Source organism: Rhodococcus sp. Eu-32, assembly GCF_003336925.1.
Lineage (GTDB): Bacteria > Actinomycetota > Actinomycetes > Mycobacteriales > Mycobacteriaceae > Rhodococcoides > Rhodococcoides kyotonensis_B.
Map to the genome: position 1 here is coordinate 125,583 of NZ_QGNK01000002.1, position 19,917 is coordinate 145,499.

Consider the following 19,917-nt stretch of genomic DNA (forward strand, 5'->3'; position numbering starts at 1 on the left):
CCGGATCAGCGCGTGCCTGCGACGATGCCCTCCGCGCTGCGCGCGGCCACGGCGCAGGCACGCGCAGTGAAGGGATCGAGCAGCGGATGCTCGGACATCCTGCGCCACTTCTGCACTGCGGTGAGCGCACCGTCGCGTATCCCGCTGTCCGCTTCCATACCCAACCGGGCCGCGGGACTTATCCCGTAGCCGCCGATGAGGCGTTGCAACTCCGCGAGGTCGCCTTCCGGAAGCTTCGGCGCCTGCGAGCGCATCCTGCCGAGCAGGCGCAACTCCTGGAAACCGTGCACGTCGGCCAACAACCGGCCCGCTTCGGCACGGAAGACCCCGGACTGCGGGATCGGCCGCGCTTCCAGGATGCGTTGCAGCGCAACGAGAGCCGAGTGGAGCTTCAGCTGGTCGGCACGCTGGCCGAACTGGACGTCGATGACCGAACGCAGTTCGTTCAACCCGCTACGCTCGACGAGTTCCGCTGCGAGCGTCGGCGAATCGTGCACACCGAGCTTGATCAGCGTGATCGCCATACGAATTCCGAACAACCCGAAGCGGTCGACGATGGACGCACGCAGATCCGCGTCCACCGGCAGCAATCCCGGACGGGAGAATCGATCGGCGGACAGCATGGCGAGTTGCAGATCGGCGTCGGGCACCTGGGCAAGCGTCTCGAACGCAGCGAACTCGTTCTGCCGCAACGTCTCTGCAGCCAACGCGAGCAGGCCTGCCACCGGAACGACGGCCTGACACAGCCCGGTCGCCTCCAACTCGGCCGCGAAGCGCGACGCCACCTCCTTGGCGGACATCATCGCGTCCATGCGGCCCGCGCCCACCTCGTCGGCACGGGACACGACGCCCACGACACCGAGCGGGCCGGACTCACCGCCGACGTGTGCGCCGATCTGGCCGAGGAACGACACGTCCGTCGCATTCAGTGTCCGTAGCAGATACACCACCGCGTCCGCGCCCGACGACGCGTTCTCCGGTGTCAGCATCGACAGCGTCCTCGCCGACACGTCGCGGGACAGCGACGACGTCCCCGGGGTGTCGATGATGGTGGTGTGGTGCAACGTTCGTGCCGGCCATTCCACGTCGAGGCGATCCACTTGCGACGCCGTCAGGGAACCGAGGTCGAACGTCAGCCTTCCGTCGCGACGCTGCACCGGCACGTGTGCGGAGCGGTCGCCGTCGTACCAGGCCGTCACGGTCGGCGACGGGCCGCTGCGGTACCACGTGACGACCTTGGTGCACTCGGTCGCGTCGGTCGGCGCGATGTCTTGTCCGACAAGCGAATTGAGCAGAGTCGACTTGCCCGCCTTCAACGACCCCGCCAGCGCGACGCGTAACGGCTGGTCCAGCCGGTCGAGACATTCAGTCAGTGCTGCGGCCGCGTAGGTGTCGATGGAGTAGGCGCTACGCGCCGCGGCGATGAGGGTGCGAGCGTCGGCGAGAGCGGTCACCGGACGGAATCACCCGCCGGTACGAGAGCGGACGCGCGATCGTTCAGTTCCGCGACGACCTTCATGTCCCGGTCCAGTTGCGCGATGCGCGTTGTCCTTTCGGTGGTTTCGACGTTCGCGGCCTCCTGGGCGGCCTTCAGCGAATCGTTGAGCGATCGAAGAGTCTGCTCGGCGATCGACGTGAAGTGGTCGCGCAGGACGCGCTGGATCTGCCGCAGTCGGTCCTTCGACTCCTTGCCGACCTGGAAGCTGACGTCGTCGGTGAACCGGCGGATCGCCATCTTGGCTTCGGCACGCCTGCTCTTGATCCGATTCTCCTTGTCCTCCTTGTACGCCTTGGTGCCCAGCAGCACTCCGGCGCCGATGGAGATCGGGTTGAGCAGGCTGAGCCCGACGAACGTGGTGATGAGTCCGAACATCAGGATGCCGCCGTACGACCCGCGCATACCGACGAGCACCTTCTGCGTGATACCGGTCTTGCCGGTTTCCAGATCTGCAAGCGACGCAACGGGATCGAGCACGTTCTCGAGGTCGCCGAGGTCCAGATCGGGTAGCGCGACGGCTCCCGCTGCCGCGAAGTGTTCCGCGACGAGCTCGGACAACCACAGTGCACGCTCGTGCGCCCACACGAAATTGTCGCCGACGGATGCGGCGATCTGCTCTTCGAGCCATTCCCCCAACTCGACCCAATCGGATCCGGGATCGCCTTCGTCGACGGTCTCTTCGGCTTCACGCGTCACCCTGCGCAGGCGGTCGCGCAGGTCGTGGTCGATGTCCGACGCGAGGTCGGCGATACCGTCGCTCAGCGTCTGTTGCCACTGTGATGTCTTCTTGTGCAGTTCCTCGGCGGCGGCCTTGGCCCGCTGCAGTCCGGCGACGGCTGCCGCGGCGCGCTCCGGATCTCGCAGTGCCGCAAGCTCACTGCCCATGGCGAGCGTGAGATGTTCGGTGACGGAACGGACGTCGAGCGACACCGCGGAACGCGTCGTGGCATCGGCCGTCGACACGACCTGGTCGCGCAGGAACGCGTAGAGGTCGGGGAAGCCCGATTCGGCGCCCAGTTCCTCGTCGTTCAACCGCAGCGCATGTGAACGCAGCAGCGACGACAGCGCGATCATGGGAACGTCGAGCCCCTCACGCTGCAGATGCCCACGGTTGGCCTCGACGATCTGACGCCAGTGCGGATACAGGTCGGTCTTGGTGATCAACACGGCGACGGACGGGCACAGGCCGAGAACCTGTCGGAGGAAGGCGGTTTCGGGTTCGGTGAACTCGCGGCTCGCGTCGGACACGACCAGTACCGCGTCGGCCGACGGGATCAGACCGAGAGTTGCTGCCGCATGCGGATTTCCGTGACCTCCGACGCCGGGCGTATCGACGAGAACGAGTCCGTCCGCGAGAAGTGGACTCGGAACGTTCACCTCGAGACGCAGCACCTCGCGCCCCTCGGCACGTGGACTCGCGGGCGTGACGGTCTGCAGTTCCTCGAGCGGGAGGTCGACGCGTATCGGGTCGTTACCCGGGTCGGCCAGAACCAGTTGCGCGCTCGGCTGTTCCGCGTTCTGCACGATCGTCGGGATCGCCGTCGTCTCGTCGTCACCGACCGAGCAGACCTCCAGATTCAACAGCGAGTTCACGAACTGGCTTTTTCCCTGTTTCAAGGGTCCTACGACGACTATTCGTCTTCTGGGGTCGAGCACTCGATCGCGTGCGAGTTCCATACGCGAGACGAGATCGGACCGTCCGACCGTCTGCGCCACTGCCGCAGTGCGATCGAGCAGATCGGCCAGCTGCTTCGCTTGCCCGTCCATAGCCTTCTTTCGGATACACGTGTGTTTGAACGAGACTCTAACGACGAAGAGGCCCCGCGCGCACTATGCGGGGCCTCTTCGTCGAACCATGTCAGGGTGTCACGGGTTCAGCAGGTCCGTGTTGTGGTCGACCGCGACGTCGGTGACGGACGCGGCAGTGCTGTCGATATCGCCGTGCAGGCTGCTGTCACCCGACAGTGCCGAGCTTGCGCTGCCGAAGACATCGGAGTCGACCGACGACCAGGCGCTGCTCGACGCGGCCCCGTCGAACGAGCCCGACAGCGAACCGGACGTGCTCGCGGCGCCGTCGGCGAATCCGCCGATGCCGGAGGAGATTCCACCCGCGAGTCCGCCCACTGCGTCGGCACCGCCGCCGATTCCGCCCGCGATCTGCCCTGCCACGTCGGATCCGGCGTCGACGCCACCGGCCAGTCCGCCTGCGACGTCGCCCGCCACGTTTCCGGCGGCAGAGCCTGCGGCTTCTGCACCGCCGGTGACTGCGCCGGCGACGCCTGCGCCTGCTGCCGCACCTGCGTCGACTCCGGCACCGAGTCCGGTGGTCAGGCCGCCGCCGAGGTCACCGGCGACCGAGCCACCGAGGTCGGCAGCGCCGTCGACCGCACCAGCCAAGCCACCGCCAAGACCAGCAGCCGCGTCGACACCCGCACCGACGGTTCCATCCACCGCACCAGCCAAGCCACCACCGAGACCAGCAGCCGCGTCCACACCCGCACCGACGGTTCCATCCACCGCACCAGCCAGGCCACCACCGAGACCAGCAGCCGCGTCGACACCCGCACCGACGGTTCCATCCACCGCACCAGCCAGGCCACCGCCCAGACCGGCAGCCGCGTCCACACCCGCACCGACGGTTCCGCCGAGAGCGCCACCGAGGCCGGTGGTGAGTCCGCCGCCCAGTCCGGCGAGTCCGCCGCCGAGACCTGCGAGTCCGCCGGTCAGGCCTGCACCCGCGTTGCCGACGGCGGCGAGGCCACCGTCCAGTCCGCCTGCGAGGCCACCTGCGACGCCGCCGACGGTTCCGAGTCCCAGATCACCGGAACCCGTGAGGTCGCCGGCCGCACCGAGGGCCGCGTCGAGAGCTCCGGTGAGCGCGCCGCCGAGCTCTGCGCCGCCACCGAGGGCCGTACCGAGGTCGAGCGACGTACCGAGATCGAGTGCACCGCTGGTGTCCAGGACGGTATCCAGGGCTGCGCCGAGGCCTGCGCCCGCTTCGCCGCCCACACCGAATGCCGCGCCGAGCACGCCTTCGAGGTCGGTGGCTGCACCGACGTCGACGCCTGCAGTCGCGTCGAGTGCGGAGCCGAGAGCCGCGGTCAGGCTGCCGATCGCGCTGGTGTCCAGGTCGAGTGCGGTGCCGAGCGCGCCGGAGACGATGCCGCCGAGGTCGGCGCCGGTCACTCCGGTGAGGTCCAGGTCGGCGAGGGCACCCGCGTCGAGCACTGCGCCGAGCAAGGATCCGATCGTCGACGCGAGGCCGCCCTCGGTCGCGAACACGCTCTCGAGTGCGCCGCCGAGGCCCGAGGCCACGTCGAGGTCGACGCCACCCGCCAGGTCACCCGCTGCACCGAGGGCTGCGTCGAGTGCGCCAGTCAGTGCGCCGCCGAGCGCTCCGCCTGCACCGAGAGCCGTACCGAGGTCGAGAGCACCGGTCGTGTCGAGCACGGCGTCGAGAGCTGCGCCGAGGCCTGCTCCCGCTTCGCCGCCCAGTCCGAACGCGCCGCCGAGGATGCTTTCGAGATTGCCACCGAGACCTGCGCCCAATGCGCCGTCGATCGCCGTGCCGAGCGAACCGGTCAGGTCACCGATGACACCTGCGTCGAGATCCAGCGCAGTTCCGAGCGTGCCTGCGACGATGGCACCGAGGTCGGCGCCGACGAGGCCACCGAGGTCCAGGTCGGCCAGGGCGCCTGCGTCGAGGACGGCACCGAGGGCGCCGCCGAGGGCAGTTCCGAGGCCACCCTGCAGAGCCAGAACGCTGTCGAGACCACCCGCGAGACCGCCGGCCAGGCCTCCCGCGAGACCGCCGCCTGCGCTGATCGCGGCGTCGAGGGCCGAGCCGAGTCCTGCTGCGACACCGCCGCCGAGGCCGAGGCCCGCGGTCAGTGCGGTTCCGAGGTCACCGGCGAGATCGATTCCGCCGAGGCCGATCACGGCACCGAAGGCGTCGCCGAGTGCTGCGCCGAGGTCGGCACCGATGGCTCCGCCGACACCGAAGACCGATTCGAGGGCGCCGCTCAGTGCACCGTCGACGCCGGCGAGAGCGCCGAGGTCGATGCCGCCGACAGCTCCGAGGGCCGCGTCGAGAGCACCGTTCAGTCCTGCCGTCACGTCGGCACCGAGGTCGAGTCCGCCGCCGATGAGGCCGGTCAGTGCGCCGCCGAGATCCGCTGCGCCGCCGAGATCGATCGATCCGCCCGCGCCGATGATCGCCTCGAGTGCGGCGCCGAATGCTGCGCCGAGCTCGGCACCGATCTGGCCACCGACGGCCAGTGCCGCGCTGAGAGCTGCACCGATGGACGCTGCGATGTCGCCGGCCAGGTCGATGTCGCCGCCGAGTCCGCCTCCGATTCCACCACCGATGATTCCGCCGCCTGCAAGGCCACCGCCGACGACAGCTCCTGCCGTCAGGCCGAGGCCGGTCGACAGTCCGCCGCCGATTGCGGCACCGCCGGCGAGGCCGCCCTCGATGCCGCCCGACGCGCCTGCGCCGACGATCGCGGCCAACTGCGATCCGGCGCCGGCGAAGAGGCCCGACTCGGCGACCATCGGTGCGACCGCGACGATGTCCGCGTGGCAGACGTCGCCGAGCCCGGCCGCGGCGAGAGCAGCCTCGGGGTTGGCGCAGTACGCGGCAGCTGCCTCGTCGTCGCGCAGCAGGCTGAGGATGAAGTCGAGTACTGCGTTGGTGGCCATGTCCTGGCTCCTTCTGGAATCGGTGATTCGTGGTTGATCACAAAGCTATGGACCCCAGCGGGTTCGGCCAACGGGCCCCAGCCCCCTATTCGCGAGGCTTCTCCCAGGGGTGCCGCATTAGGGGATCTCGGAGCTATAGGGGATTTCCCCGCCAACCACCCGTGAGCAGCTGTGAAGCGTAACGAAAGATGCCATGCTGTCGACATCAATGACAGCGCCGCTCGGCGCTGGCACCTCGAGAAGTCGGAGACGCAGAAATGAGCGCAGGGCTCGGCATAAGGATCGGCACGATCACCTCGGTGGCCGTCCGCAGCGATTCCCACGACCCGCACGCGCCCCGCGACTACGCGACCGACGAGGCCATGCCCACCGTCACAAAGAAGTCCGCGCTCGATCTGCGCCCCGGTGCCGCACCCAGCCTCGCGAACGCGTGGGAGCGTAGTCCGCGGCACCTGCTGAGCGGCTTCGCAGATCGCGTCGGCGACCCTGTTCCGCTCATCGACGACGAAGGCCGTTCGCACCAGGCCGAGGATCTGTTTGCCACGGCCGCGCGTGTTCTCGTCGCCGAGGTGAGCGCGGGGGCGGAATCCGACGCGGCCGTCGTTCTCACCCATCCCGATCGTTGGTCCGGCTACACCGTCGACACCCTGCGCGACGCGCTGGGACGTGCAGGCGTTCCCGACGCGACCCTCGTCACCGACTCGGTTTCCTCGATGCGGTGGCTCGAGAGCATGCGCGGTGCGTCGGGCGACGGACTCGTCGTCGTCTACGACCTCGGTGCATCGTCGCTCGACGTCACGTTGATGCGAACCGGCGTCGAGCAGGTCGCCCTCGGCCCCGGCGTGCACTCCACCGACTTCGGCGGCGCGCAGTTCGACCACCTGATCACGCAGTACGTGCTCGAAACCGTCTCCAGCAGCCACTCTTTCGATTTCGATCCGTTCGATCCCGATACCGTCGGTGCTCTCGTCGAACTGCGCGCCCGCTGCGGCGAGGCCAAGGAGCAGCTGTCCTACGAGACCGCGACGACGCTGTCGGTCGACCTGCCCGGATTCAGCGCCGAGACGCGTCTGGTCCGCGACGAGGTCGAGGACCTGCTGCGCCGGCCGATTCTCGACTCGATCGAACTGGTCCGGGAAACGCTGCACACGACGGGTCTCGACATCTCCGACGTGACGCAGGTTCTCCTGATCGGTGGCAGCTCGAGCATTCCACTCGTCGCCGAACTGATCTCTTCGGAGCTGCGAGTACCGGTCGTCACCGGTCCGCACCCGGACCGCATCCCGGCCATCGGAGCCGCACTGTTCGGCGCCGAGATCGCCGCCGCAAGCGTCGCCGAGGCACCCACGGCGGCAGCCGTCGCAGTCACCCGCCCCGCGCCTCGTCCTGCGCCGGTGATGTCGACGGCAGCTGCCGACGAGGGCCGCATGTCGGGCCGCAAGCGCGCGGGCATCGTCGTCGCCTCGGTTGCGGCACTTGCCATCCTGGCCGGTGGCGGGCTGTCTCTCGGTACCGCGCTCACCTCGAACGACGCGCCTGCAGATGCAGCGGTCGTCAGTACCACGACCCCGTCGACGACGGCCGCGCCCGGAACCACCGCAGCGACCGTCGCCGACTCGAACGGGACGGCCACGACGTCGAACGGCCTGCCCGCCCCGACCGTCGCAGCCGACGGAACGCTCATCCCGGCGCCGGGCACCGTGATCGCGCCCGACGGCAGCGTCGTCGCCGATCCGGCATCTCCCGCGGCAACCGGAACACCGGGTGCGCCCGCGCCGAACGTCACCGTTCCCGACGTCTCCGTCCCGAGCGTGTCCGTTCCGAGCCCGCAGGCACCGACGTACACAGCACCCACCTACACCCCGCCGACCTACAACGGTCCGACGCTCGGTGACGTGGGTACCGGCGTCGGCGGAGCCGTCAGCGATCTCGGCACCGGCGTCGGAGGCCTGACCGGCGGCGTCGTCGACGGTCTCGGCAACGTCGTCGGCGGAGTTACCGGACCTCTGCTCGGCAACTGATGTCGCTGACGAAGCCGGCGATTGCCGCACGGGCAGCGGAACGAGGCCGACCGATCTCGGGCGCTCTCGCCAGTACCGTCCTGACGGTGACCGGCGGGTGTCCGACGACGGTGGACATCGCGATCGACGCTGCGCGACAAGCAGATTCGGACGAATCCGTCACCCGAGTCGTCACGGACGCCGTATACGAGCATCAGGTTCGACGGCTTCGTGACCTCGACAGCTCCGAGCACGACGTCGTCGCCCTTGCGCACTTCGGCATCGGTCACGACGTCGAGGTGTTGACCGAACTGTCCGACGGCTCCGACGCCGCGTCCGTTCTCGAGCAGGCGCTCGCGTCGGGTGTGCTGGCCGCAGCTCCGCTGCCGGGCGTCGACCGGGCGTTGCGTGAAGTTCTCGGCGCTCGACGACTTTCGGCCGTTCTCACGACGCTGCTCGAGTTCCGGCTCAAGACCGAGACTCTCGACGCGTCCACCGCACTGACGTTGTCGCGCAACGGGATACAGCACCCCTCGTTGGCCCGCTTTCTGTGCGCTGCCGCGGACGCCGCCGAGCCGGACGACGCCGCGCTCCTCTATGCGGGCGCCGTCGACGCCGGGGCTGATCCGCTGCCGGTGGCCGCACGCCGAGCCGAGGCGTCGGCCGCGCTCGGCGACTTCGATGCGGCCGAGCAGTTGTGCGACACCGTGCTCGAGAACAGCACGTCGGTCGATGTCGGCGAAGTACGCAGGGCGGTCAGGGTGTCCGCCACCGTCGCCGCCGAACGCGGGATGACAGCACGAAGCCTTCAGCTGTTCGAGTGGCTCGGACCCGAACGACTCGGCGTCGACGCCGATCTCGCGCGGACGGTGTCGCTCGTCGGCGGCGTTCTCCCTGCGTCGGACACAGACAAGCCGTCGGCGCCACCGACCTCGGCGACCGCCGCGGTGGCCCTGTTGGCGACGGGCCTCGAGCAGAGCGTCGCAGCCCGGTCGACCGCAGACGTCGTTGCCGCGACGAACACGTTGATGCGGTCGGTAACATTGTCCGGCAACAGCATTCGTCGCGTCGCACCCGAGAACGCCGCGTCGACGTCGGTGCTGCTCGCACTGCATTCTGGCGACCTCGCGAGGGCGGAGTCGATCGCCGCGCGCGCCGCGGACCAGCTGCCGCCTCGCCACCCCGCTGCCACTCGAATCGCGTTGCTGCGCATCTGGGCTGCGATGCTCGCCGGGGACACCCAATCGGCGACCGCCGGACTCGACGCACTGAAGATCCCCGCGTCGCACACGCGCAGTCTGTTCTTCGCGCACGCACTGCGCGTCGGCCTAGCGCGACGCTCGGGCGACGCGGGCGCGCTCCTGCGGGCGTGGGACGACGCACAGGACGTCGTCGCCGCCTACTCGGCGGATCTGCTGTCGCTACTTCCGGTCGGTGAGTTGTGGCTTGCGGCAGTGCGACTGGGCAGGCCGGAGGCAGTGTCGCATCTCGTCGCGCAGGCGCAGCTCATCGTCGAGATGCTGGACGAGCCGCCCGCATGGTCGTCTGCGCTGCATTGGTACGGCGTTCAGGCGGCGATCCTCGCCGAGAATCCACCCGAGCTCGTCCCGCACGCCAAAGCACTTGCGGCCGCAGCCGAATCGAACCGCTACAGCGCGGCGCTGGCAGGTGCGGGCCGTGCGTGGCTGGCCGTACTTCAGGGGCACCCCGATGTCGCGGACGTCGAATCCGCGGCACGCTCGTTGGCGGGCGTCGGATTGTCCTGGGACGGGGCGCGTCTCGCCAGCGAAGCAGCATTGCGCGTCGAGGACACGCGGGTCGCGACGGCACTCCTGCAGATCGCCCGATCGCTACGCCAACCCGTCGCGGCGCCCACCGCAACGGCGGTGGAACCCAAGGGGTCTCTCAGCGCACGCGAAGCGGAGGTCGCCGAACTCCTCGTCCTCGGTGTCACTTACCGCGAGGCCGGCAGCAGGCTCTACATCTCCGCGAAAACCGTCGAACATCACGTTGCACGCATTCGCCGACGGCTCGGCGCGGGCTCGCGCTCGGAACTGCTGTCGATGTTGCGGGCGATGGGATACGGGTCGAGCGGCGCCGAGGTGTAACTCCCGGGCCCCCGAATACGACATCCCGGGCAGTGAGGTGCGCCGTACGGTTCGCCATGGTCCGACCCGAGGTCAAAGCTGAGATGTACAACCGGCACGCGCAGCCCGCGCACAGTTCGTCCACCGGCGAAGCACTTCCCGCCGTCGGCCTGTTCATCGACGACGACCGCGCCATCGCGGCGGTGTCGCACCCGCTGCGTTCCAACCCGTCGCTGCACGTTGCGTCACTGCATCCGACGGTGCTGTTCGTGCATGCCGACGGCTCTGCCTCTCTGGGCGGCACCGACGACGCCGACGCCACGGAATTCACCGGTTTCGTCTCCGACACCGACGACCGCGGCGAATTCAGCGCCTCGGACCTCACTGCGATGACGATGTTGTGCCTGTTGAGCGACGTCGCGGGCCCGACGAACAACGGAGTCGACGCCCTCGCCGCCGCGGCGACCTACCCTGCCACGTGGACTGCCGAACACATCGGATCCGTGCGGGAGTCCATGAACCATCACGGCCTCGGGCACGTCGCGCTCGTGTCGGAAGCCGAAGCACTGCGAGCGTGGTCGGAAAGTACCTTGTCGACGTGGGCCGGATCGGATTCCGGTATCGCCGCCGCGCGCGGTGCCGCAGCGATGGCGAGTGCGTATCCCGTCGACGCGGTGACCGAGAGAATCCCGGTAGCCGGAGGGCGGCGGACGTCGTCGCGCACTCCTCTGTTTCTCGCTGCCGGTTTCGCTGCCGTGCTCACGCTCGCAGCCGGGGTCACGGCGTTGGCTTTGCGCGGGTCGGATTCGACGCTCGTTCCGACGATCGACAGCGCCGACGTCGCCGCACCTACGACAACCGTCTCCTCGCCTGCCCCGCAGATCCCATTCCCGACGGTCGTTCCCATCATCGAGCCCGAGGGGCCCGTGGTCGTCGCCCCGACTGTCGAGGTCACCACGCCACCGGAGACCACGCCTCCGGTTGTCGAAGAACCGGTGTCGACGCATCCAGCGACAGAGGAGACGACGACGCCCGACGTCACCACCCCGGATCGCACCGAGGACGAATCGGCGCCTGAACTACCCGAGGTCGAGGTACCCGAGGAAACAGCGCCGGGTGACGACGAGGTGGATCCGACAGAGCCGACGACGCCGGACTCCGAATCGCGTCAGGCAGTCGAGACCTCGCCGGCAAACTAGCCCCCGCGCACGCTGACCTGCGCCGGTGCCGGCTGCACACCCTCATGCCCTAAGGTGGGGCGCTGACACCAGACCCGATGAAGGGATTTCATGCGTAACACGGGGGCACTGCGCGCCGCAGTGATCGGATCATCGGCGTTGTTGTTCTTCGCTACTTTCTCCACTCCTGCCTCGGCTGCCCCCGAGGGAAGCGTCGTGCAGGGTTCCGCAGATCAGCTTCCGCAGGAACTCGCCGACGCAGTGGTCCGCGACCTGAAGATCTCGCCGCAGGAGTACTTGGATCGCGCGGCACGTGCGCAGGAATTGTCGACGTACGCATCCGATTTCCGTGCGTCACGCCCCGGTGATTTCGCCGGTGCCTGGATCGGTGAAGACGGTCAGGCAGTAGTAGCGGTGACGTCGCAGGACGCCGCGCGTGCTGTCGCGAAGGACGGATTCGGCACCGAGCAGCGCCCCGTGTCGGCGGACGGTCTCGAACAGTCGTTGGGCGAACTGAACAAGTGGGTGGCGTCGCTGCCCCGCGAGGTCTCCAGTCAGGTCAATGGAACGTCGATCGACTTCCTGGACAACCGAATCGTCATCGACATCGCCAACAGCGACATCGGACGCGCGCTCAATCTCCCGACTCTGCTGGCCAATCTGAAGGTCAATCTGTCCCCTGGCGGACAGCAGCCGGCCGACCCGTCGCCGATGGGCGGGGACACCTACGTCACGACGCCTGCACCTATTGCAGACGTGCCGACGACCGACATCAGCATCTGCTCGTTCGGATTCAACGCTGTCGACGGTTCCGGCAACCCGGTGAATCTGAGTGCAGGACACTGCAACCCGAACGCCGAGACAGGCGCCGGCGGCGCACCCGTGTACCTGCCGAACCCCGCGGACGTGCACAACAGCACGCAGATCGGCACCTTCCAAGGGTCGAGCCTCGGTACAGGCAATGCACTCGACTGGTCGGTCATCTCGTTGAATGACAAGGCAGTTCAGTCCGGACTGGACCGCCCCACGGTGCGTGGCGCCAACGGCAGCACGGTGACCATCACGGGCACCGCTGATCCCGTTGTGGGAGCGCCCGTCTGCAAGTCGGGTCAGTCGTCGTCGTTCACGTGCGGTGTCATCGCGGCCGATCGCGTCGAGACGCAGTTGTTCATGGACGACGGCACCAGCCGCACGGTCCGTGGATTCGCCAGCACCGCATGCACGCTGTCCGGCGACAGCGGCGGCGCCATCGTGACGGGCACGCTCGCCCTCGGCGTCACCAGCGGCTCCAACAGTGGTGGCGCACCGAACTGCACCGAAGCCAACATCACGCTCGCACACTTCGGAGGCACTGCAAGCCTGGGCATTCCGGTCAACGCAATCGCAGCGGAGACAGGTACGACGGTCAGGACCGCTCCGGTCGACTGACTCTCTCTCGCCACGACGATGGGCCATCGCAGCATCTGCTGCGGTGGCCCATCGGTGTTCACGGCGCGTTCCAGACGTGATGGTAGATGCCATCCACTGACGGGAGACGAGGTCAGACACCGTGTTCGGAGAGTAGGTCCAGCGCGATGTCGGTAATCAAGTCTTCTTGTCCGCCCACAAGTCCGCGCTGCCCGACTGCCAGCAGGATCGCCCTGGTGTCGAGTTCGTATTGCAGTGCAGCGGCCTCGGCATGCCTGAGAAAGCTCGAATAGACTCCTGCGTATCCGAGAGTCAATGTCTCGCGGTCGACTTGCACCGGCCGATCCTGCAACGGCCGAACGATGTCGTCGGCTGCATCCTGCAATGCGAACAGATTGCAATTGTGCTTCCACCCGTGCAGATCAGCGACGGCGACGAACGGCTCGATCGGGCAATTGCCCGCACCAGCACCATGGCCTGCGAGAGAAGCATCGACACGGGTCACACCCCCTTCCACCGCAACTGTCGAATTCGCGACCGCGAGTGACAGGTTCTGATGGGCGTGTATGCCGATCTCTGTGCCTGGGTCGAGGACGTCGCGGTAGGCCTGAACCCTCTCGCGGACACCGCTCATGGTCAGGCGGCCGCCTGAATCGGTGACGTAAACACACTGTGCACCATAGGATTCCATCAGCTTCGCTTGCTCAGCCAGTTTCAGGGGTTCGGCGAGGTGGGACATCATGAGGAACCCCGAGACGTCCATCCCCAGTTCGCGCGCCTTTTCGATGTGCTGAGCCGAAACGTCGGCCTCGGTGCAATGCGTCGCCACACGCACCGACGTCACCCCGAGCGTGAATGCTCGCTCGAGTTCCGCGACGGTTCCCACACCAGGGAGCAGCAAGGTCGTGAGCTTCGCGCGGTGCACAACCGATGCGGCCGCCTCGATCCACTCCCAATCGCTGTTGCTACCCGGGCCGTAGGTCAGGCTATGTCCGGCAAGCCCGTCTCCGTGCGTCACTTCGATAGCGTCGACTCCAGCAGAATCGAGCGCACTTGCCACTCGGGCAACGTTCTCGGGGCTGATGCGATGCCGCATGGCATGCATGCCGTCGCGCAGTGTGACGTCTTGAATGTACAGAGATGCCCCATTGTCAGCTGTGGGCCGTTCGGACCGTGTGCTCATCGTGCGACCTCCAGTGTCTTGCTCTCGGCCATCTTTTCGGCAACCTGCAGTGCTGCGGAAGTCATGATGTCGAGATTGCCGGCATAGGCGGGAAGATAGTGCGCGGCTCCTTCGACCTCGAGGAACACCGAGACTTTCCACAACCCCGGACCTTTGTCGATGCCACCGGTCAATGTTGCAACGGATTCGGCATCGTCGAGCCGGGTGAACTGCACATCCTGCTTCAATCGGTAACCGGGAACGTAGGCCGACACCTTGTCCACCATGGCGCGTATCGACTCTCGGATGTCGTGTTGGTTCGGGCTGGAGACCAGCGCGAGAACGGTGTCGCGCATGATCAAAGGCGGCTCGGCCGGGTTCAACACGATGATGGCCTTGCCGTGCTGCGCCCCTCCGACTTTTTCGATTGCTTCCGAGGTGGTTTCGGTGAACTCGTCGATGTTCGCGCGCGTCCCTGGTCCTGCTGACTTCGAGGCGATCGAGGCGACAATCTCGGCGTAGTGGACTGTTGTCACCGCCGAGATCGCTGCCACGATCGGGATGGTGGCTTGCCCGCCGCAGGTCACCATGTTCATGTCAGGGGCATCCAGGTGTTCGTCGAGATTGACCGGGGGCACCACGTACGGACCGATAGCAGCGGGGGTCAGATCGATCAGTCGTTTACCGAACGGGCGCAAAGCTTTTTCATTGGCCACGTGCGCCTTGGCTGAGGTCGAATCGAAGATGATGTCGATGTTTGCGAAATCGGGGTGGTCGATCAGACCCTGAACGCCTGAATCAACCGTGTCCACCCCGAGTCTGCGCGCGCGGGCCAAACCATCGGAGGCCGGATCGATTCCGACGAGGACAGAGATCTCGACATTTCTGGCCACTCGTTTCAGCTTGATTACGAGGTCGGTCCCGATATTTCCGGAACCGATCACTGCGACTTTCGTACGAGTCATGGTGCGCTGCTTTCGTTGACGTATCGAACGTGACTTCAAATGAAGCGTGTGGGTTGACAGTTGTTTCGCGATGGTTCGTCGGCCCTGGGCCGATGTATTCGCTTCGGTCGACTGGACACGCGACGATCCGAAGTGGATGATTTCGAGCCATGAGTCCCATTCATCGGACCGGTGGAGAGATCTCCGCAATCGGGCGTTCCACCGAGATCCTCAAGGCTTTCCTTGATAGTTCGGGGACATTGAGTCCGGCCGCGCTGGTACGCCGAACCGGAATGGCGAAGACCACGGTCTATCGGATGGTCGACGACTTGACCAGAGTGGGACTGTTGGAACGGCACGGAACGGACTACCGACTAGGTCTGCTGTTGTTCGAAATCGGGGAATCTGTACCGCGACAACGGAGCCTTCGAGAGGCTGCTCGCCGACATCTCTCTGCGCTCCGTGAGGCGACCGGCCACAACGTAGGACTCGCGGTACTGGACGGCTCGGATGTGGTCTACCTGGAGGTTTTCCGAGGTGAAGACGGCCCACGCCTGCCCCATCAGATGGGTGGGCGGTGGCCGGCATACGCAAGTTGTTCCGGCAAGGCGGTTTTGGCGTTCACCCCGTCTGCCGACGTTGCGAAACTCGAGTTCACCATGAAAGCGCACACCGAGAACACGATCACCGACCGCGAAGTTCTGCTCCGAGAACTGGAACGAGTCCGCAAGAGTGGGGTGGCCTTCGACCGTCAGGAAGCGTTCCCTCGCATCACCGGGGCGGCAGCACCGATATTCGGGCCCGATGCAGAAGTCCTCGGTGCCATTTCGATCTCGGGAATGGCCGGGAGAATCAACTTGACGCGAATCGACGCCGCGGTGAGAACTACCGCAATTTCGATCTCGCACGACCTGTCGAGTGCGCATTCGGTGGTGCGACCTGTTCTTCGACGGCATTGACTTCGTCACCCACGTCCTACGTACGGCATGCGGTTCGCCATGATCGTCAGCGTCGGAATGTTGACTTCCAACGGGAGATCGATCATGCGGACGATGGTGTCGGCGACATACCGTGGGTCGAATGTCGGTTCAGGGCTTCTCGATCCGTCGGCTTGCATCGCAGCATGCCCGATTCCTGTGGTCATGTCGGTAGCCGCGTTTCCGATATCGATTTGACTGCAGCAGATGTCGAACTCCCGGCCGTCGAGCGCGATCGACTTCGTCAATCCTGAAACGCCGTGCTTGGTCGCTGTGTACGCCGCGCTCAGCGGCCGTGGTGTATGCGCGGACAATGAACCATTGTTGATGATTCTTCCACCTCGGGGTCTCTGCGCTTTCATCATCTGGACTGCCTCGCGAGAGCACAGGAATACCCCCGTCAAGTTGGAAGCGATGGTGTCGCTCCAGTCTTCGGGCTCGATGGTGTCGACGCTTCCCACGGGACCGAATGTTCCCGCGTTGTTGATGAGTGCGTCGAGTCTTCCGAATCGCTTCGCTACCAAGTCGAACAACGAGCGAACAGAATCTGGTGACGACACGTCAGCGATAGCTGTGAGTGCATTGGCGTATCCCTCCGCGGTTGCCTCGAGCTTATGGGGGTTACGCCCAACCAGGACGACCTGGTGGTCTGCGTCGAGGAGGGCAGTGGCCATCGCCCGCCCGATCCCGGAACCAGCACCGGTCACGACAATGACCTGACCAGACCTCTCAGTGGTTGTCACCATGAACCTCCGTCCCTCGTTTTCCCACCAGGAAATCGAAATCGACTCCCTGATCGGCCTGCATGACGTGATCGACGAACAATCGTTGATATCCACCGGTGTTCGACGACTTCGGACGTTCCAGGCATGAAAGTCGCTGCTGTAGTTCGTCGTCTTCGATCAGGATCCGCAGCACTCCACGCGGAACATCCAGCTCGATCATGTCTCCGTCCTTCACGGCAGCGAGCGGACCACCGACCGCCGACTCCGGTGCGACGTGAAGTACGACAGCTCCGAATGCGGTTCCGCTCATGCGTGCATCGGAAATTCTGACCATGTCGCGGACTCCCTGTTCGAGAACCCGTCGGGGCAGGGGAAGATTTCCCACCTCGGGCATGCCGGGGAACCCCTTGGGTCCTACGTCGGTGAGAACGATGACGTCGTCGGCCTCGATATCGAGGTCAGGGGAATCGATCCGAGCAGTGAAATCGTCGATTCCGTGGAAGACAACAGCTCTTCCGATGTGCTGGAGCAACTCCGGCGTTGCAGCAGACGGTTTGATCACCGCGCCCTTCGGTGCGAGATTTCCTGTCAGCACCGCGATTCCGGCGTTGTCGCGCAGTGGGGATTCCTTGCTGCGGATGACGTCGTGATTCCACACGACTCCATCCCTGTTGTTCTCGCCCAGGCTCTTTCCCGTGACCGTCCTGGCGTCCCGATGCAGGGAATCGCCGAGTTCGGCGATCACTGCGGGAAGGCCTCCGGCATAGAAGAAGTCCTCCATCAGGAACGTTCCGGACGGCATGAGGTTCACAAGCAACGGAACGTCGCGACCCTGTTCCCCGAAGTCGGACAATTCGAGTGGTATCTCCAACCTTCCTGCGATCGCAAGCAGGTGCACGACGGCGTTCGTCGATCCACCGATCGCGGTGTTGATCCTGATCGCGTTCTCGAATGATCTGCGGTCCAACACCGAGGACATAGTCAAATTTTCGACGACCATCTCCACGATCCGAACTCCGCTGTCACGGGCCAGCACTCGACGTCTCGAATCGACGGCCGGTATGGCGGCGTTGCCTGGCAGTGTCAGCCCGAGGGCTTCGACGATCGACGCCATGGTCGACGCCGTACCCATCGTGTTGCAGTGTCCCGGTGAGCGAGACATCGCGGATTCGGCCGACCGGAACTCGCATTCGCTCATGCAGCCAGCTCGGACGGCCTCGCTCATCTCGAACACCGACGTCCCCGATCCGACCGTTCGGCCCTGGTGACGGCCGTTGAGCATGGGTCCGCCCGATACGACGATGGTAGGAAGGTCGCAGCTGGCAGCACCCATGACCAAAGCCGGCGTCGTCTTGTCGCACCCGCAGAGAAGTACTACGCCGTCGATGGGGTTCGCGCGAATCGATTCCTCCACATCCATACTCACGAGGTTGCGGTACAGCATCGTCGTCGGTCGAATGATCGTTTCTCCCAACGACATGGCCGGGAACACGACGGGGAAACCTCCGGCTTCGACGACCCCGAGTCGTACCTGCTCGGCCAAGTCGTTGAAGTGGGCGTTGCAGGGAGTGAGCTCGGAATGTGTGTTGCAGATACCGATTACGGGTCTGCCGTCGAACATTCGGTCGGGAATTCCCTGATTCTTCATCCACGATCTGTGGATGAAGGCATTGAGGTCGTTGCCGCCGAACCAATCCTGTGACCGGAGCCTAGTGTTCACTGTCGGTATCCAATCCGAGGATGGCTCGCGCCTCGTCCGGTGTCGCGGTCTGCATGCCGAGTCGCTCGATGATTCCGACGATGTTCTCCACCAACCGAGCGTTCTCTGCCGGTTGGCCCGTCTCGAGAAACGGATAGTCCTCGATTCCGACACGGACGTGTCCGCCGAGCAGCAGCGCATGAGTGAGTCCGCGTAACTGTTCGCTGCCACTGATGCTCACCGAGAAGAGTGCGTTCTCGGGGAGGTGGGCGACCATCTCCTGCAGAATGTGCGGCGAGTACGGAACAGCGTTCTGGAATGTCTTGTCGAGGCCCAGCACCATGTTCACGAGGTGTGGTCCGGGTTCGCCTCTCGTGAGTTCACCGATCTCTTGCACCAGATGCGCGGAGCTGAAGGCCTCCCATTCCGGCTTGATACCGAGAGTGCGCATGACGGAGTGTAATTCGGTGGCCATGCTCGGCGGCGTATCCATCAGTATCTCGCCGTGAGGTGATCGAACGTATGCCGTGATCGCGTCGAGGGTGCAGGTATCGGCTCCGCCGTACAAGCCCTGTAGTCGCGCATCCCGATCCACGACGCGGCTGCCGTCGTCGCGGATGCGCACCATGTCCCCGTTGACCCCGCCACCCGTCGAGTTGTTGATGACGACGTCACATCGTTGGCGCACAAGGGTGTTGATCTCTCGATAGATGGCCGAGTCGCACGTGGCCTGATCGTCGGGACGACGCGCGTGGAGCGCCGCGACACTCGCACCTGCACTGTGGCAGCGCTCGACGTCTGCTGCGATCTCGTCCGGTTGCGTCGGGATGTAGGGGTTGTCCGCCTTCGTCAAGAATCCACCCGTGGGCGCGACCGTGACGATGACCTTACCGTCGTGGCTGATCATCCGATCTCTCCAGCATCATGAAATGCTGTGAAGAAGAGGGCAATCGCCACTGCACCGGGGTCCTCCACCCCACGTGCGTGTTCGCCGACATACGAAGCGCGTCCGCGGCTCGCCAGGATCTCCCGGGTCGAATCGACACCTCGCAGTGCCGCCTCGGCTGCCTCTTTCAAGGCAATCGCGACGGGTAAGTCCTCGGCTGCAGCATGTTTCATGGCCGCTGCGGCAGGCACCATGGCGTCGACCATCGTTTTGTGCCCGACCTGCGCTCCACCGAGGCGCTGAACGGCATCGGTGGCTTCGGCCAATGCCGACGCGAGATCCTGGGTGGTGACGGTATCCCCGGTGATATGAGAGATCCGGCCGAACCACAGCCCCAACAGCGGCCCGCTTGTTCCGCCGATCTCGAGAAATGCATCGGAGAGGCGAGCGAACACCTCACCGGGGGTCTCCGGAGGCGCGGACTCCAATCTGCGTACCGCGCCGCGGAGTCCGGAACGTAAGTTCATGCCGAAGTCGCCGTCTCCCACGAGTCGGTCGAGGTCGGTAAGGGAATCGAATCGATTCTCTCCTTCATCGGCGAACCGCGTGATCCACGCAAGGGTGGTGTCGACGTCGAGTATTGTCATCGAAAG

At 65.7% G+C, this 19,917-nt stretch carries 14 protein-coding genes; 5 read left to right on the forward strand and 9 right to left on the reverse strand.

The window, feature by feature from the left end; all coding sequences use genetic code 11:
• Nucleotides 1-5 precede the first annotated feature (5 nt).
• From DK926_RS04080 to DK926_RS04090, 3 genes are all read right to left on the reverse strand, one after another.
• Entirely contained in the window at nucleotides 6-1,454 is a 1,449-nt protein-coding gene (locus DK926_RS04080) for a dynamin family protein (protein ID WP_114328897.1), read from the reverse strand.
• Nucleotides 1,451-3,265 carry a dynamin family protein gene (locus DK926_RS04085; protein ID WP_114328899.1) on the reverse strand — a complete coding sequence of 605 codons (1,815 nt, stop codon included), beginning with the start codon at nucleotides 3,263-3,265 and terminating at the stop codon, nucleotides 1,451-1,453. Before DK926_RS04085 ends, DK926_RS04080 begins: the two co-directional genes overlap by 4 nt.
• Nucleotides 3,266-3,364: 99 nt before the next feature.
• Entirely contained in the window at nucleotides 3,365-6,199 is a 2,835-nt protein-coding gene (locus tag DK926_RS04090) for an IniB N-terminal domain-containing protein (RefSeq protein ID WP_114328901.1), read from the reverse strand.
• A gap of 257 nt (nucleotides 6,200-6,456) precedes the next feature.
• On the opposite strand from DK926_RS04090, the gene DK926_RS04095 reads away from it, so the two are divergent.
• The 4 genes from DK926_RS04095 to DK926_RS04110 all read left to right on the forward strand — a co-directional run bounded on the left by DK926_RS04095 (nucleotide 6,457) and on the right by DK926_RS04110 (nucleotide 12,892).
• Entirely contained in the window at nucleotides 6,457-8,220 is a 1,764-nt protein-coding gene (locus DK926_RS04095) for an Hsp70 family protein (RefSeq protein ID WP_114328903.1), read from the forward strand.
• The gene (locus DK926_RS04100) at nucleotides 8,220-10,307 is read left to right on the forward strand and encodes a LuxR C-terminal-related transcriptional regulator (RefSeq protein WP_114328905.1); all 2,088 of its coding nucleotides are present in this window, start codon (nucleotides 8,220-8,222) and stop codon (nucleotides 10,305-10,307) included. Before DK926_RS04095 ends, DK926_RS04100 begins: the two co-directional genes overlap by 1 nt.
• A gap of 56 nt (nucleotides 10,308-10,363) precedes the next feature.
• Nucleotides 10,364-11,485: a hypothetical protein gene (locus DK926_RS04105; RefSeq protein ID WP_243636632.1), complete on the forward strand. Its 1,122-nt coding sequence runs from the start codon at nucleotides 10,364-10,366 to the stop codon at nucleotides 11,483-11,485.
• Nucleotides 11,486-11,575: 90 nt separating this feature from the next.
• On the forward strand, nucleotides 11,576-12,892 hold the full coding sequence (locus DK926_RS04110) for a S1 family peptidase (RefSeq protein WP_207890737.1): 1,317 nt from the start codon (nucleotides 11,576-11,578) through the stop codon (nucleotides 12,890-12,892).
• A gap of 112 nt (nucleotides 12,893-13,004) precedes the next feature.
• On the opposite strand, the gene dmpG is transcribed toward DK926_RS04110, so the two are convergent.
• Together dmpG and DK926_RS04120 are read right to left on the reverse strand one after the other, a co-directional pair.
• Nucleotides 13,005-14,054: a 4-hydroxy-2-oxovalerate aldolase gene (gene dmpG / locus DK926_RS04115; RefSeq protein WP_114328906.1), complete on the reverse strand. Its 1,050-nt coding sequence runs from the start codon at nucleotides 14,052-14,054 to the stop codon at nucleotides 13,005-13,007.
• The gene (locus DK926_RS04120) at nucleotides 14,051-14,998 is read right to left on the reverse strand and encodes an acetaldehyde dehydrogenase (acetylating) (protein WP_114328908.1); all 948 of its coding nucleotides are present in this window, start codon (nucleotides 14,996-14,998) and stop codon (nucleotides 14,051-14,053) included. The genes dmpG and DK926_RS04120 overlap by 4 nt, the downstream gene beginning before the upstream one ends.
• A 149-nt stretch (nucleotides 14,999-15,147) precedes the next feature.
• Here DK926_RS04120 and DK926_RS04125 point away from each other — a divergent pair, with 149 nt between their 5' ends.
• Complete coding sequence (locus tag DK926_RS04125; RefSeq protein ID WP_114328910.1) at nucleotides 15,148-15,936, forward strand: IclR family transcriptional regulator; 789 nt, start codon at nucleotides 15,148-15,150, stop codon at nucleotides 15,934-15,936.
• A gap of 5 nt (nucleotides 15,937-15,941) precedes the next feature.
• Here the strand turns inward: DK926_RS04125 and DK926_RS04130 are convergent, their stop codons facing one another.
• The 4 genes from DK926_RS04130 to dhaL are packed head-to-tail and all read right to left on the reverse strand — an operon-like array spanning nucleotide 15,942 to nucleotide 19,911.
• Nucleotides 15,942-16,700 (reverse strand): SDR family oxidoreductase, encoded by a 759-nt coding sequence (locus DK926_RS04130; RefSeq protein WP_114328912.1) that lies wholly within the window; start codon nucleotides 16,698-16,700, stop codon nucleotides 15,942-15,944.
• A complete protein-coding gene (locus tag DK926_RS04135; RefSeq protein WP_243636633.1) occupies nucleotides 16,684-18,399 on the reverse strand; it encodes an IlvD/Edd family dehydratase in 1,716 nt (571 codons plus the stop codon). Before DK926_RS04135 ends, DK926_RS04130 begins: the two co-directional genes overlap by 17 nt.
• Complete coding sequence (locus DK926_RS04140) at nucleotides 18,389-19,285, reverse strand: 3-keto-5-aminohexanoate cleavage protein (RefSeq protein ID WP_114328914.1); 897 nt, start codon at nucleotides 19,283-19,285, stop codon at nucleotides 18,389-18,391. Before DK926_RS04140 ends, DK926_RS04135 begins: the two co-directional genes overlap by 11 nt.
• On the reverse strand, nucleotides 19,282-19,911 hold the full coding sequence (gene dhaL, locus DK926_RS04145; RefSeq protein WP_114328916.1) for a dihydroxyacetone kinase subunit DhaL: 630 nt from the start codon (nucleotides 19,909-19,911) through the stop codon (nucleotides 19,282-19,284). Before dhaL ends, DK926_RS04140 begins: the two co-directional genes overlap by 4 nt.
• Nucleotides 19,912-19,917 lie beyond the last annotated feature (6 nt).